Here is a 13,475-nt window from a genome sequence, read left to right on the forward strand (position 1 = left end):
CATAGGCCTCACACGGCAAACGTGAAGATTCTGCCGCTCGGTGGCGCCTGCTGCGGTTGTCCGTGGAACCGATGGACGCCTACCGAGAACAGCACGTCGGACGGTGCGTGAAAGGCTTCCTCGGCGAAGCCGGCGGCGGCGAACCAGCCGCGGATCGCCGGGGTGAGATCGGGGGCGCGGCGGGTCCTGGTCCAGATCACCGTGGCACCGGAGGCGCACAGCCGAGGCAGGGCGTCGACAGTTGCCCGCACGTCTCCCGCACTGATGTTGCCCAGCACCCCGGCGAGAACGACCAGGTCGGCAGGGACGGCCGTCCGGTACGCGGCGAAGTCACCCGCATCGGCTTCGGTGGCGGTGAACCCGGTGAGCCTGGCGGCGGCGATGCCCCTCCGGGCGGCGGCAACGTTGCGCGGGTCGTACTCGATCAGTTCCGCGCGTACCCGATCGGCGTCCGGCCGCGGCGCGAGAGCGCCGATGAGGTCACGCCCCTGCCCCGCGCAGACGCTGACCACCCGGAGCGAGGGGTCCGGCCGTTCATCGAGCCAGGCGTCGATGTGCCGCTGAACGAGCCGAAGCCGCCGCGACAGCGGCGACGTGTCGTCGTCGTAGGGCAGGTGCCAGTCGTGCCAGTCGGTAGCAGCGGTCACCGAAGCCATGCTGCCATCCGGTCTGCGAAGGGCAGTGGGCAGCGGGAGTCCTCGGCGCAGGCGACAAGGTCGTCGCAACCGGCCGAGATGGCGGCCCCCAGGGTGTCGCGGATAACGGTCAGGTCGGCCAGCTTCTGCTCGACCTCGATCAGCTTCTCACTGGCACGTGCCTGGAGGCCGGCACCGGGTCGACCACTGTGCTGGTGCCGACAGGTGTCGAGCAGGTCGGCGACCTCGTTGAGAGTGAAGCCCAGTCGTTGCGCGGTCTTGATGACGCGCAGCAGGGTGACCGTCTCGGCCGGATAGAGCCGGTGCCCGCCGGGCGACCGCTGCGGCGGGTCGAGCAGGCCCAGACGCTCGTAGTAGCGCAACGTCTGCTTGTTGACTCCGGCCGCGCCGGCCAGTTGCCCGGTGCGCAGTTCCGACCTGGTCACCGACGCCTCCGAGCGGACACGGCCCGCTCGACGAGGGCGTCGAGCACGTGGACGTGGGCCGCTGGTACCCGAACATCCAGCGCCAACGAATCCGCGTCAGGCCGGGAGAGGCCGAAGGTGAAGAAGGAGCAGCAGGACGACTCCCGGGCCGTCAGGTTCCGCGCCGCCTCTTCGACCTGCGGGCTGCCGTCGAGTTGTAACCGCAGATGCTGGGCCGACAGTCGGTCGAGGCCCCGCACCGCATCGGTGAAGAACTTGTCGAACTCGGCGAGCCGCAGCGGCCGTTCAGCCCTCGGGAGGGTGCAGGCCTCCGGCGCCCAGGCGTCGTCCGTCGTGCGGTGGTGGTCACTCATAACCCGACGGTAAGCCTGTACCTACGTATCGGATGCAAGCCCTTCGGTGCGCCCCTCCTCCTACCCGCTCGCGGCGGCCATCGACCGCCGCATGTGTCCGCTCCGCCACGCCATGGACGTTGGCGGCCAGGGCATCACCGACACGGCCCACCTGCCGGTACGAGGACGACCGCCGCGAAAGAGAGAAGGGACACCCTTCACGGTCCGTTGACAGGCGTTTCGGTGGAGTGACAGCGTTGTCATCGACTTATTTCCTCCATATGAGACGAGGAGCGCATCTTGCTCTATCGGAACTCACCGGGCCGCCGGGCGACAGCAGCCGCCGCGGCCGGCATTCTCATCACGGGGCTGGCACTCGCTCCGTCCGCGCCAGCCCAGGCCAGCCGTCACAAGGCGCAAGACGGAGCCGTACGGTCGGGCGACGCGCGTTTCGAGGTGCTGTCCCCGACCCTGATCCGCACCGAGTACCAGAAGGACGGCACGTTCACCGACGCCGCCACGTTCAACGCCATCGGGCGCGACGACTTCCCCCGTACGCGGTTCACCAAGCACGTCGACCACGGTTGGCTCACCATCGACACCGGTGAGATGACGCTGCGCTACCAGGTCGGCTCGGGCGCGTTCACCGCCGACAACCTCACAGTCCAGCTCAAGGCCGGTAGGCAGCTCGTGCAGGGGCAACCCTGGGCCGGCCACACCGCCCCGGCCTGCGCGTTCGGCGCGCTCTGCGAGGCCGAGTCACTGCAACTGAGCGGGCCCGGCGTGGCCACCGACCACCGGGGATACACCGGGCGCGGCTTCGCGGCCGGTTTCGCCTCGTCCGGCGACTCGGTCACGTTCGCTCTCGACGCGCCGGCAGCCGGCACGAAGCAGCTCTCCGTCCGCTACGCCAACAGCACCGGCGGCGACGGCCAGAACGTGGCCCGCACCCTGACGGTCCAGGTCGACGGCGACGCCGGCCACACGCTGACGCTGCCGCCCACCGCGAACTGGGACACCTGGGGCCTGGCCAGCGTGCCCGTCGACCTCACCGCGGGTCGGCACGAGATCAGCGTCGTGCGGGGTCCCAACGACTCCGGCAACGTGAACGTCGACAGCCTCGCGGTGGTCAACCCGGGTGACCCGTTCCCGGCCCCGGCCGCGCCCCAGCCGCAGCCCCTGCGCTTCGGCACGCTGGGCGAGGCCGAGACCGGCGCGCTGGCCGGCGGTGCGAAGCCCGCGAACGACCACAACGGCGCTTCCGGTACGGGATTCCTGGCCGGCCTGGAGAGCACGACGTCCGCCGTCGCGCTCACCGTGACGGATGTTCCGTCCACGGGCGACTACCAGGTGCAGATCCGCTACGCCAACGGACAGGCCGGCGCACAGCCGAGCCAGGCGCGCACCATGTCGGTCACGGCCGGGACGGCGGCGCCGGTCACGGCGACCCTTCCGCCGACCAGCGGATGGGACTACTGGAACACCGTTTCCGTGCCGGTCCACCTCAACCCCGGCACCAACACCGTGACCCTTGGGTGCCCCACCGACGCCAGTTGCAACGTCAACGTCGACACGGTCGCCGTCACAAGCAAGAGCTCCCCGCTGCTCGCCCCGCACGCGCCGCTCGGCGGTTACCGCCGGGGCCTGGACGGCGTGACAGGTGCCGCGCTCACCGCTCCGGGCCTGCTCTACCAGGACGGCTGGTACCTGCTCGACGACTCGGCCTCGGCGCTGAGCACCACCAAGCCCCGGCCCGCCCCCGAGCAGGACGGCTACGTCTTCGCGTACGGCCAGGACTTCACCCGTGCGCTGAAGGACCTGTCGACCCTGACCGGGCCCACAAAGCTGCTGCCCAAGTGGGCGTACGGGGTGTGGTACTCCGAGTACTACGACCGCACCGCGACCGAATTCCAGGCGCTGGTGGCCCGGGCCCGGGCTGAGGGCGTACCCATGGATGTTCTTGTCCTCGACACCGACATCAAGGCGCCGGACAAGTGGAACGGCTGGAGCATCGACCCCACCCGGATCCCCGACCCGAAGGCGTTCTTCGACTGGGCCAAGAAGCAGGGCCTGCGCACCGGCATCAACATCCACCCGAGCATCCTCGGCTCGGACCCGAAGTTCGCCCAGGCACAGGCCACCGCCAAGGGCAAGCTCCAGCGCGTCGGCTGCAACGGCGGTCCCGACTGCTACGCCTTCGACTTCGGCGACCCGGACCAGCTCAAGGCGTACCTCCAGCTCCACGACGAGATGCTGCCCAAGGGCACCAAGGGTCCGGACCTCTGGTGGTTGGACTGGTGCTGCGACAACACCAGGTCCTCGCTCACCGGGGTGACAGCGGACGCCTGGATCAACAAGCAGTACGCCGACAAGAACGGCTTCGCCTTCTCCCGCGCGTACGGCTCGTTGCAGGCCGGCGGCTACGGCAGCCCGACCCCGGTGTCGACGGGCCCGTGGGCCGACAAGCGCACCACGCTCCACTTCACCGGCGACACCACCTCCGACTGGTCGACCCTCCAGATGGAGGTCGGCTACACGCCCGGCGAGTCGGCCGCGACCGGGCTGGCCGCGGTCAGCCACGACATCGGTGGGCACACCGGCGGCCTGAAGGAGCCGGGCACCGAGCCGGGCAGCACCAAGCTGCCCGACGACCTCTACGCCCGGTGGGTCCAGTTCGGCACGTTCCAGCCGATCGACAGGCTGCACTCCAACCACAGCGACAGGCTGCCCTGGCAGTACGGCCCGGCGGCGAACGCGTCGGCCAAGAAGTTCCTGAACCTGCGGAAGGAACTGCAGCCCTACACCTACGCCGCCGCTCAGGAGGCCACCCGCACGGGCACGCCAATCGTCCGGTCGATGTACCTGGCGTACCCGAATGAGCAGGCCGCCTACGCCACCGCCGGATCCGAGTACCTCTACGGCCCGGACTACCTGGTGGCACCGGTGACGACGCCGGGCACCACCGCCACGACGTCGGTGTGGTTCCCGCCGGGCAACAGCTGGACCGACATCTTCACCGGGAAGACGTACCGGGGCGGCACCACGGAGAACATCACCACCACGCTGGACACCATGCCGGTGTTCAAGAAGCACTGACGGTCCAGAGATCCGGACACCGGCCGGGTGGGGCAACCCACCCGGCCGGTTCGTTTGCTGGCTATCCGTGTGACCGTCGGGCCAGCGACAACCAGCCGAGGAACCTGGCGTGCATCGCCGGCAGATCCGGGCGCAGCCCCAGGCCGTACACGTCGTCGATCGCCTCCTGCATCGACGCGGCGAGGTAGAACGCCAGCGCGATCGAGTGACCGCAGAACTCGGTAGCGAGGGCGAGCTGAGCGGGACCGCACGGCCAGGGAGCGGCGCAGTTGCGGCACAACCACGCCGGGCGCATCGGCAGGTGCGGGCGAGGGCGGGCGGTCATCCGACAGGCACCGGACGTCGCCGGCGTTTGGCCGGCCTGGTCGGTGCGACGGGCAGGGCCTGCAACCGCACGCCCGCGCGCATCACGTACAGCTCGCGGTGCGCCACCGCGTCGCCCGCCGCGTTCAGCTCGTAACCCTCGATCCAGACCCACCCGTGGTACGTGTGCCGCTCGGGCAACTCCCGGATGACGCGTACGAAGATCGGGCGCAGGAACTGCACGCTCGCCGCGGTGGTCAGACAGACCACATCCCCGGCCGTCATCTTTTCGATCACCACAAACCCCACGGGTACGCCCCCGGCGGGCTCGCCAACTCCGGGTTGGGCTTCTCGGGTTTGTCGTCGGGCACGGTCTCCCCCTTGGTGCCGTTGGGAAGGGGCCGCTCCCGTGAGTGCTCGCCCGTCGGGAGCGGCCCCGCTACGAACGCGACCGCCGGGTCTCGTGATCCCTACCAGCCGCGTCGCCTGGTGACACTCTGCTGTGGAGGCCACTACGCTCGGAAGGTGCTTCCGTCGTCCGGGCTGACCTGGCCTAACGGGGACCCGACGTGTGGCACCTCGGGTAGTCGATCTCCGATTTGAGGAGCGTTGAATGGCTGACGTGCCGAGTCCCCTTGCGGACTTCATCGTGAGCGAGATCCGCCGTGCTCGCGGAGCGTCCGGGATGACGCAAGAGTCGTTCGGCCGGGCAGCGGGCTTCAGCGCCTCACACGTCAGCGCCGTGGAGAGCGGCACCCGAGCACTGACGATGGATTTCATCAAGGGCGCGGACCGGGCGCTGAAGAGCGGCGGACTCTTCGAGCGCCTGGCGACGAAGTTCGGCACCCCGTCGTGGTTCCTGCCCTGGTTGGACGCCGAGCGCGAGGCGATACAGCTTCGCTACTTCGAGCCCAACCTGATCCCCGGCCTGCTACAGGTTGAGCACTACGCCCGCACCGTCCTGCGGACAGACGAAAGCCTCACCGACGACGAGGTTGAGCAGCGCGTGCAGGCGCGCATGAGCCGGCAAGCAATCCTCACCGGAGAGCACCGGCCGCAGTTCGTCGCCGTGCTGGACGAAGGCGCGATACGGCGTACCGGTCATGATCTCGGCGGAATCATGGCTCAGCAGATCGCCCATCTCATCGCGATGGCCGAGCTTCCACACGTTCACGTCCACGTCGTACCGGCCGCCAGCGGCCTGCACATCGGGCTGTCCGGACCGTTCGCGCTGGCCCGCTCTAAGGAGGGCGGATGGGTAGGTCACCTCGAAAACCAGCTTGGCGGTGACGTCATCGACAAGGACGATGATGTGGCTACGCTTCAGGCACGGTGGGAGAGCGTCCGCAACGAGGCTCTACCGCGCCGGCAGTCCATCGACCTGCTGAAGGAAGTTGAGAGCCATCATGGACCTCAGTAACGCGCGGTGGCGCAAGTCCACCCGTAGCGGCGCGAGCGGCGGGAACTGCGTCGAGGTGGCGAGCAATCTGCCCGGAGTTGTGGCTGTCCGTGACTCGAAGGACGTCACCGGACCGGCATTGGTCTTCGCCCCAACAGTCTGGGCCGCGTTCATCGCACAGGTGTCGGAGCGGCCGTAAGCGAGGCCGACGTGCGACAGCGCCCGCGCCCAGGACGGGGCGCGTGCGACGCAGCCGTCGCGATACCAGCCGGTGACAGACGTCTGCTACGACGGAGGATCTGGTCCCGGTACTGCTGGAAGCCGTGCCACCCTGCGGTTTGAGTGAAATCGCCGGTCACGAATTCGCCAGTCGAAATGTCGAGGGCGCGACCACCGATCACGGCGACGATCCGTGCGACAACGGCCAGGACGTCGCCGCCGCGTACGTGCAACATGATCGAATCCACGGGATCGTCCGACCCGATGTTGAACTCGATGGGCGACACCGGGGAACGGCACATCATGCCGCGTGCCGCGCCTAGATAGCCAGCGATCGGACCAGGTTCTGGCCGTCGGGCCACGCGCCGAAGCCGGTCTTGGAGTCCAGGTGCCCGACCGCGCCCGCGTCGAACAGTTCCGAGCCCCAGTCCCGCGCGTACGCTTCGAACTGCTCCAAAGTTGCGGATGGGTCGTTGCGACTGGCGACCAGGATCGAGCGGAAGGGCAGTGGCTCTCGTGGCACATCGTCGATGAATACATCGACAGCTTCGCGAGGGTCGGGAGTCCAGTCTGGATCCAGGTACGGCGGTGTGACCAGCAGGGCGGCACGGACGGGACCGACGTGCTGGCTGGCCCAGAGGGCGACGGCCAGGCAACCCGCACTGTGCGCCAAGAGAATGACCGGCTCACTGTCGGCGCTGATCGCAGCGTGCAGGGCCGCGACCCGTTCGGCGGCGACGTACGGTGGCCCGGGGGGTTCGGGCGCCCACTGGCACTTCGGATAGTCCCTGACCCAGCCGCGCGACCAGTGGTCGGGGGACGGAATTCCTCGACCGGGCACGACAAGATAACGCGTCATCCTGGGAGGATAGTGCGCCGATCCCGGGGCCCGGGCGGAGCGCGTACCGAACCGCCAGAATGCGACCGGCCGCGGTCAGAAGCAGCACTCGCCCACCTCTGCGGCGGTGCACCCATCCCCGCCAGCTCCGGACCGGTGCACTGCCACCGTCTCCACCGAGGAGGCGACCGCGGAGCCAACCACGCCCTTCACACCATCGCGCTCTGCCGCCTGCGCCATGACCCACGCACCCGCGCCTACCAGCAACGACGCATCACCTAAGGCCTCAGCAAGCAGGAAATCCTACGCTGCCTCAAGCGCTACATCGTTCGCGACGTCTACACCGCCCTTACAGGCCGACTTCGCCGCCCTCGCCCCTTGACCTCCATAGGAGCATCGGGATGGCACATCCGGTTGACTCGGCGTGCGACTGTATTTGCGAGCGCTTGGGACCGGAATGGAGATCCCCTTGGATAGTCCCAATATGTCTGCAATAGTGCAGTCGTACCGATACCGCTTTTGTGAGAGGGATGCGCCTCGCCCTACTCTTTCCGGTAACGCTGGCGCTGATGGTGCTTGCTCGACTCGGTGTTGCGCCGAATGTTCTTGCGCCAATCATCGTAATGTTGTTTGCTGCCATGGTGTTGGGTGTAATGACGGCGTGGATTGGCGCGGTTTTCCTAATGCGAGACACTTCGCGCTATTCGGGTGCCGCAAGCGGGAGAGTCGAAATTGAGAAGCCCTGGGATCTGATCCAGCAGGCGTTCAGGGACGTGTGCGATTTCCGCAGATGGTGAGCACCCGACAGTCGATGCTGGGTGACCAACTGACTGCCGATCGACGCGGACAGGGGTGGACGCCTGTGGACACTCGCGGACCGTTGAATCAACTCACCGCCGCCAACACCGCAGCTCAGCACCGTGTGATATCTCCTTCACACCCAAGCGATCGGTTTCCGGCACGTGGTCTCTTGACGGCATTCAGGGACACCGGGCCGGCGCTGGGGTCGATCTCCACGATGTGCTGCTGGTCGCGCGAGCTGGGGCATACGAGGCGGTCGTCGCCGCAGTGTGCATCCTCGACGGGGGCGGGGACCCGAGCGCGCGCGAGAGCGACCCTGGCTGGCACCTTATCGAGACGGACGCGGAGTGCAACCCGACGGGCCGCGAGATCAGGGGACTCCATGAGTCTCTGGGGGAGACGGACCCGTCCGGCGACGAGGGTGCCGATCTGTGGGAGTGACACGGCTGGACGGTCTCTGTGGACGCTGAAATCTCCCAGGTTCAGACCGAGGCGGTCGCCGTGCCCGTGCTCTCAATGCGCGCCGCCGGGATACCGCCCCACGGTCGGACCGAAGTCCAGAGCGAGGTCACCCGGGAAACGCTGACCAAGCGCGGCGACCGCATGGCTCAGGCAGTACTCAAGGCTGTTCCCCTCGACCCTGATCGACGCGCCATCGATTCGCTGGCCCGCGATCACCACCGTCCAGGGCTTGTGCTCCCGCTCGCCGTCAACCTTGACGAGCCCGATCAGTCCCATCTCCCCCAGGTGCGCCAGCAGCTCCGGCACGCGCTCGCTCCATCCCATGCATCGATGGGATCACGGAGGCCACCACGGAAGCGAGCGGGTCGCCCTGGTCGTGCGTCCAAGCTTCCGCCTGCCGCCCCAGTCCAACCCCGGGACCGGCTTGTCACCGTGTCACCGGGGCGCGGAAACAATGCCAGGACGTGTCCGGCCCGATGCTGCTCCGGGATGGGGGTACTCCGAAGCCATAGTCTCGTGATCGCCGAGGAGGTTGCCGAGTGAACATTTCGTGGGGTGCTACGTCTCCGACGTCAGGAAGGTTCGCTCCGGTGGAGCGATCCGACGTCGCTGGCCTCATCGAGCGGTTCGATGAGCTGCGTGCCCAGGGGCGCGGCTACCTCGAAGTGCGGGCCGGTGCCGCATTACCTGTGCTGACGCTCGGGTTCACTGGGTCTGTGGCGGTCGTCCATCTAATAACGGACGAGGACGCCATGTCCCTGCTGGCCGCCGATGAGCCTGCGAGCGCGGATGCGAAAGTACTGGTGCTGGACGACCCGGTCGAGTTCACCGCGGACTTCGTTCTGAACCTCGAACGCGCCTGGCAGGTTGTCGAGGACTTCGTTCGCACGGGTGACCCTGATCGCGCAGGTGATTGGCGCGAGTTGTAGTGACAGCTCTGGCGAATCGCTCCGGCGCATAGCCAAGCCGGCAGGAGGCTGGCTGAGCCACCGCTCAGGGCGTCTCCAGGGCGTCAGGGCGTCCTCAGGGCGTCATACGCCGACCAAAGTTGACCATGGACGACCATCGACGCCCGAACTAGAACCAGCCCAGAGCCCTGATCAGATCTCTGAGCTGGTGGGCGACGGACGAGTCGACCTGTACGCCGGATTCTGTGCGCGGCGCGTACCCCGAGGGGTTTGCGCCGGCGGCGGCCATCCATCTCGGCCTGCCGTTGCCGGCAGGCTCCAGCGGCCTACCCGCAGACATCGGGCGGGCAGCCCTCAAGCGTCTGCGCCGGGTCGTCATCTTGCGGTGACGGCCCTTGCTTGGCCTTGCTCCGGGTGGGGTTTACCGAGCCACCCCGGTCACCCGGGGTGCTGGTGGGCTCTTACCCCACCGTTTCACCCTTACCGTCCCCGTTGGGGTCGGCGGTCTGTTTTCTGTGGCACTGTCCCGCGGGTCACCCCGGGTTGCCGTTAACAACCACCCTGCCCTGTGGAGTCCGGACGTTCCTCGGCGGCGGGCCGTAGCCCGCCGACGCGGCCGCCCGGTCGACTCGTCCGTCGCGCCTCCATCCTAACGGCGTGGTGGGGATGCCCCATTCCGCCCCGGCTCGGTTCAGCCGACGACGATGGCGGACCGGCGCGACCGGCAGACGCCCGAGGGCGCTCAGGCCTCCAGCCGCGCCGTCCACGACGCCACGTCGGCGACCGTGGAGTTGCCGCCGCAGAGCACGAGACCCAACCGGGCATCGTCACCCACCCGCTCCCGTACCCGGCGGGCGGCCGGCAGCAGGCATCCGGCGGCCGGCTCGGCCCAGACCTTCGCATGTTCGGCCAACTCCACCGTCCCCCGCACCGCCTCGGCGTCGGAGACGACGAGCACGTCGCTGACCAGTGCGGTCACGTGGTCGTAGGTGAGCCGCGAGACGGTCGGTGCGCTGAGCGTGGTGACGATCGACGACAGCGGCACCTCGACCGGCCCACCCTTGGCCAGGGCCTGCGACATCGCCTGCGCGCCCTCGGTCTCCACGCCCCAGACCCGTACCCCCGGCCGGCGTGCCCGCAGCGCCGCGGCCACCCCGGAGATCAGCGCCCCGCCGCCGACGCTGACCAGCACGTCGGTCAACTCACCGGCGTCGTCGGCGAACTCCAATCCGACAGTGCCCTGCCCGGCGAGCACCACCGGGTCGTCGAACGGGTGCAGCAGGGTCAGGCCGTCCTCCCGCAACTGGGACATGAGCGCGAACGCAGCGGACATGCTGTCGGTCAGATGGACGTCGGCACCGGCCGCGCGGGCCACCTCGACGGCACGCGCCGGCGCCGTCCGGGGCATCACCACGGTCGCCGCCACGCCCAGGGCGCCGGCCATCACCGCGACCGCGATGCCGTGGTTGCCGCCACTGACCGCGACCACGCCCGCCGCCCGCTCGGCGTCGTCCAGGACGAGCAGCTTCGCCGCCGCGCCACGCGCCTTGAACGACCCCGTACGTTGCAGCAGCTCCAGCTTGGCGGTGACGGGCACGCCGAGCAGCTCGGACAGGCCGGGGCTGGGCACGGTGGGTGTGTGGACCACATGGCCGGCGATCCGGTCGACGGCCGCCTCGATGTCCGCGAGCTCGATCATTACCGAAGCGTGCCACAGCAGCGGCACGGGCCAGTCCGAGGGCAGCGGCGCCACGGTCAATCGTGGCGCCGCTGCCCGCGGATCAGGAGCAGACGACATACTCCCCCATCGTGACGCCGACCACCCACTGACGTTCGGTGTCGGGGCGCGGGCGATTGGCCAGCCGGTCGTGCGGGAGTCCGATCGGCCGGGCTAGCCTCGTGGAGCTATGGATCTCTCCCACGCCGCGCTGCTGCTCGCCGCCGGTCTCTCCGCCGGCACGGTCAACGCGGTGGCCGGTGGTGGTTCGCTGATCACCTTTCCGGCGATGATCGCGATCGGGTTGCCTCCGGTCGCGGCGAACGTCAGCAACTCCATCGCGGTGTTCCCCGGTTACCTGGCCAGCGTGGCGGGCAGCCGGATGGACCTGCCGCGCCCCCGTGCCCTGGCCACGCTGCTGCCCACCACGATCGTCGGCACGATTCTCGGCGCGCTGCTGCTGCTGGCCACCCCGGCCCGCGCGTTCGAGTTGGTCGTACCCTTCCTGGTCCTCGGCGCGACAGCGGTCCTGGCCTTCCAGGATCCGCTGCGCCGGCTGGTCGGTCATCCTCGGGACCTGTCGCCACGCCGGCGCACGGTCACGGTGCAGACGATGGTCGCGCTGGGTGCGGTGTACGGCGGTTACTTCGGTGCGGCGCTCGGGGTGATGCTGGTCGCCGGGCTGGCCCTGGTGCTGGACGCGACCCTGGCGCGGGTCAGCGCGATCAAGAATCTGCTCTCCGCGCTGGTGGGGTTGACCACGCTCGTGGTCTTCGCCCTGTTCGGCCCGGTCAACTGGACGGCCGTCGCGGTGGTCGCCCCGGCCACCCTGATCGGCGGGTACGCGGGCGCCCGGCTGGTACGCCGGCTGCCGTCGGTGCTGCTCAAGGCGCTGATCGTGGTGTTCGGCACGACGATCGGCCTGTACCTGCTCTGGCGCGCCCTGAACTGACGCCGTCCGACGCCAAGATCCGCCCGACTTACCGGGAAACCGCTGCGTCGGCGCGCGTTGAAGCAGCGATTTCCCGGTAAAGCGTGTCGATCTTGAAAGCGAACCGGGGTCAGTACGCCTCGCCTACCGGCTCTTCGGCGGTGTTCTCGGCGCTCGCGGCGCTGCGGTTCCAGCGGGACCAGAGGACCCGTTCGCCGTAGCCGGCGGCCATCAGGTGCGCGAAGGCCAGGTAGACGAGCACGCCGACGGCGAGGACCCCGAAGCCGACCCAGAACGGCAGCGACAGCGACTGCTCGGCGAGCTTGCCGGAGATGATCGGTGCCGGGGCGGCGGCGCCCCAGCGGACCAGGTTGAACGCGCCGGTGGCGACCCGTCGGTCGCTGGAGCCGAGGCCGAGCGCCAGGTCGGTGAGGTTGGCGTTGGCCAGCCCCATGCAGAGTCCGGCGAGCACAAGCACCACGAGCGCCTCGGCGGTGCTTGTGGAGGTGGCGAAGAGGACCATGCAGACCAGCAGGCCGGCGATGGCGACACCCACGGTCTGCACCGCGCCGATGCGGTGGGCCAGTCGGTGGCCGATGACCAGGATGCCGGTGGCCAGGCCGAGACCCCAGCCGGTGAACGCGAGGCCCAGCGGGACGATGTCCAGGCCGAGGAAGAGCGGCGTGTAGCCGAGGACCACGAAGAACACGAAGTTGTACGCGGCGGTGACCACACAGAGGGCGATGAACGCCGGCCGGCGGTAGGTGGCGAAGATCTGGCCGACGCGTACCGGGGCCCGCCGGTTTGTGGGTTCGCGGAGTTTGCGGGAGGCCACGCCGAGGGCGAGGACCATGAAGACGCCGCAGACGAAGAACGGCAGCCGCCAGCTGACCTGGCCGAGCAGGCCGCCGATCAGCGGTCCGACGGCGAAGCCGAGGCCCAGCGCGGTTTCGAAGAGGCCGACCACCCATTCCCTGTCGACCGCCAGGTTGACAAGCACCACCATGGCGGTGGCGAAGAACATCGCGTTACCCAGCCCCCAGACACCGCGCAGCACGGAGAGTTGCACGATGTTGTCGCTGAACGAGGCGAGGATCGCGGCGAGGCCGACCACGGAGACGCCGGTGATGAGCACCGGCTTGAAGCCGAACCGGCCGCTGGCCAGCGTCGCCGGGATCATGCCAAGGGCCATGACCGCGATGTACGCGGTGAACAGCAGCTCGACCTGCCAGGCGGTGACGCCGATCGCCTCACCGATGGCCGGCAGGATCGGGTCGACGACGGCGATGCCGGCGATGGCGAGGAAGGCCACCAGTGTGGTGGCGTAGATGGCACTGCGGTTCGGTTCGGTACGCCGATCCACTCGGACTCCTCAGATAGCTGTATCT

General features: G+C 68.8%; 14 protein-coding genes, 1 other RNA gene and 1 pseudogene. 6 read left to right on the forward strand and 10 right to left on the reverse strand.

Annotated features, from left to right (window positions below; all coding sequences use genetic code 11):
* Nucleotides 1-8: 8 nt before the first annotated feature.
* From ACQPWW_RS25965 to ACQPWW_RS25975, 3 genes are read right to left on the reverse strand one after another with little or no spacing between them, the layout of a single operon-like run.
* The gene (locus ACQPWW_RS25965; RefSeq protein WP_433126149.1) at nt 9-647 is read right to left on the reverse strand and encodes an SAM-dependent methyltransferase; all 639 of its coding nucleotides are present in this window, start codon (nt 645-647) and stop codon (nt 9-11) included.
* Complete coding sequence (locus ACQPWW_RS25970) at nt 644-1,081, reverse strand: MerR family transcriptional regulator (RefSeq protein WP_433126150.1); 438 nt, start codon at nt 1,079-1,081, stop codon at nt 644-646. Before ACQPWW_RS25970 ends, ACQPWW_RS25965 begins: the two co-directional genes overlap by 4 nt.
* The gene (locus tag ACQPWW_RS25975; RefSeq protein ID WP_433126151.1) at nt 1,078-1,434 is read right to left on the reverse strand and encodes a hypothetical protein; all 357 of its coding nucleotides are present in this window, start codon (nt 1,432-1,434) and stop codon (nt 1,078-1,080) included. Before ACQPWW_RS25975 ends, ACQPWW_RS25970 begins: the two co-directional genes overlap by 4 nt.
* Before the next feature lie 435 nt (nt 1,435-1,869).
* Here ACQPWW_RS25975 and ACQPWW_RS25980 point away from each other — a divergent pair, with 435 nt between their 5' ends.
* Nucleotides 1,870-4,509: a TIM-barrel domain-containing protein gene (locus ACQPWW_RS25980; RefSeq protein WP_433126152.1), complete on the forward strand. Its 2,640-nt coding sequence runs from the start codon at nt 1,870-1,872 to the stop codon at nt 4,507-4,509.
* Between the two features lie 61 nt (nt 4,510-4,570).
* Here ACQPWW_RS25980 and ACQPWW_RS25985 read toward each other — a convergent pair whose 3' ends face one another.
* Complete coding sequence (locus ACQPWW_RS25985; protein ID WP_433126154.1) at nt 4,571-4,834, reverse strand: hypothetical protein; 264 nt, start codon at nt 4,832-4,834, stop codon at nt 4,571-4,573.
* Complete coding sequence (locus ACQPWW_RS25990; RefSeq protein WP_433126155.1) at nt 4,831-5,097, reverse strand: hypothetical protein; 267 nt, start codon at nt 5,095-5,097, stop codon at nt 4,831-4,833. Before ACQPWW_RS25990 ends, ACQPWW_RS25985 begins: the two co-directional genes overlap by 4 nt.
* A 328-nt stretch (nt 5,098-5,425) precedes the next feature.
* Here ACQPWW_RS25990 and ACQPWW_RS25995 point away from each other — a divergent pair, with 328 nt between their 5' ends.
* Nucleotides 5,426-6,232, forward strand: a complete 807-nt coding sequence (locus tag ACQPWW_RS25995) for a helix-turn-helix domain-containing protein (protein ID WP_433126156.1) — start codon at nt 5,426-5,428, stop codon at nt 6,230-6,232.
* Nucleotides 6,219-6,410, forward strand: coding sequence for a DUF397 domain-containing protein (locus tag ACQPWW_RS26000; protein ID WP_433126157.1), 192 nt, complete (start codon nt 6,219-6,221; stop codon nt 6,408-6,410). Before ACQPWW_RS25995 ends, ACQPWW_RS26000 begins: the two co-directional genes overlap by 14 nt.
* A gap of 339 nt (nt 6,411-6,749) precedes the next feature.
* Here the strand turns inward: ACQPWW_RS26000 and ACQPWW_RS26005 are convergent, their stop codons facing one another.
* Nucleotides 6,750-7,289: an RBBP9/YdeN family alpha/beta hydrolase gene (locus tag ACQPWW_RS26005; protein WP_433126158.1), complete on the reverse strand. Its 540-nt coding sequence runs from the start codon at nt 7,287-7,289 to the stop codon at nt 6,750-6,752.
* A 63-nt stretch (nt 7,290-7,352) separates the two neighbouring features.
* Here ACQPWW_RS26005 and ACQPWW_RS26010 point away from each other — a divergent pair.
* A pseudogene (locus tag ACQPWW_RS26010) lies at nt 7,353-7,650 on the forward strand (transposase); the annotation flags it as partial.
* Nucleotides 7,651-8,582: 932 nt separating this feature from the next.
* Here ACQPWW_RS26010 and ACQPWW_RS26015 read toward each other — a convergent pair.
* Nucleotides 8,583-8,837 carry a hypothetical protein gene (locus ACQPWW_RS26015; protein ID WP_433126159.1) on the reverse strand — a complete coding sequence of 85 codons (255 nt, stop codon included), beginning with the start codon at nt 8,835-8,837 and terminating at the stop codon, nt 8,583-8,585.
* A gap of 284 nt (nt 8,838-9,121) precedes the next feature.
* Between ACQPWW_RS26015 and ACQPWW_RS26020 the strand changes: the two genes are divergently transcribed.
* Nucleotides 9,122-9,460, forward strand: a complete 339-nt coding sequence (locus ACQPWW_RS26020; protein WP_433126161.1) for a hypothetical protein — start codon at nt 9,122-9,124, stop codon at nt 9,458-9,460.
* A gap of 195 nt (nt 9,461-9,655) precedes the next feature.
* On the opposite strand, the gene rnpB is transcribed toward ACQPWW_RS26020, so the two are convergent.
* Nucleotides 9,656-10,071: RNase P RNA component class A (rnpB, locus tag ACQPWW_RS26025), an RNA gene on the reverse strand.
* 110 nt (nt 10,072-10,181) lie between these two features.
* Nucleotides 10,182-11,138 carry a threonine ammonia-lyase gene (locus tag ACQPWW_RS26030; RefSeq protein ID WP_433126163.1) on the reverse strand — a complete coding sequence of 319 codons (957 nt, stop codon included), beginning with the start codon at nt 11,136-11,138 and terminating at the stop codon, nt 10,182-10,184.
* Nucleotides 11,139-11,346: 208 nt separating this feature from the next.
* Between ACQPWW_RS26030 and ACQPWW_RS26035 the strand changes: the two genes are divergently transcribed.
* Nucleotides 11,347-12,108 carry a sulfite exporter TauE/SafE family protein gene (locus tag ACQPWW_RS26035; RefSeq protein ID WP_433126165.1) on the forward strand — a complete coding sequence of 254 codons (762 nt, stop codon included), beginning with the start codon at nt 11,347-11,349 and terminating at the stop codon, nt 12,106-12,108.
* A gap of 109 nt (nt 12,109-12,217) precedes the next feature.
* Here ACQPWW_RS26035 and ACQPWW_RS26040 read toward each other — a convergent pair whose 3' ends face one another.
* Nucleotides 12,218-13,450: an MFS transporter gene (locus tag ACQPWW_RS26040; protein ID WP_433126166.1), complete on the reverse strand. Its 1,233-nt coding sequence runs from the start codon at nt 13,448-13,450 to the stop codon at nt 12,218-12,220.
* Nucleotides 13,451-13,475: the final 25 nt, after the last annotated feature.

The organism is Micromonospora sp. CA-240977, from assembly GCF_050942285.1.
Lineage (GTDB): Bacteria > Actinomycetota > Actinomycetes > Mycobacteriales > Micromonosporaceae > Micromonospora.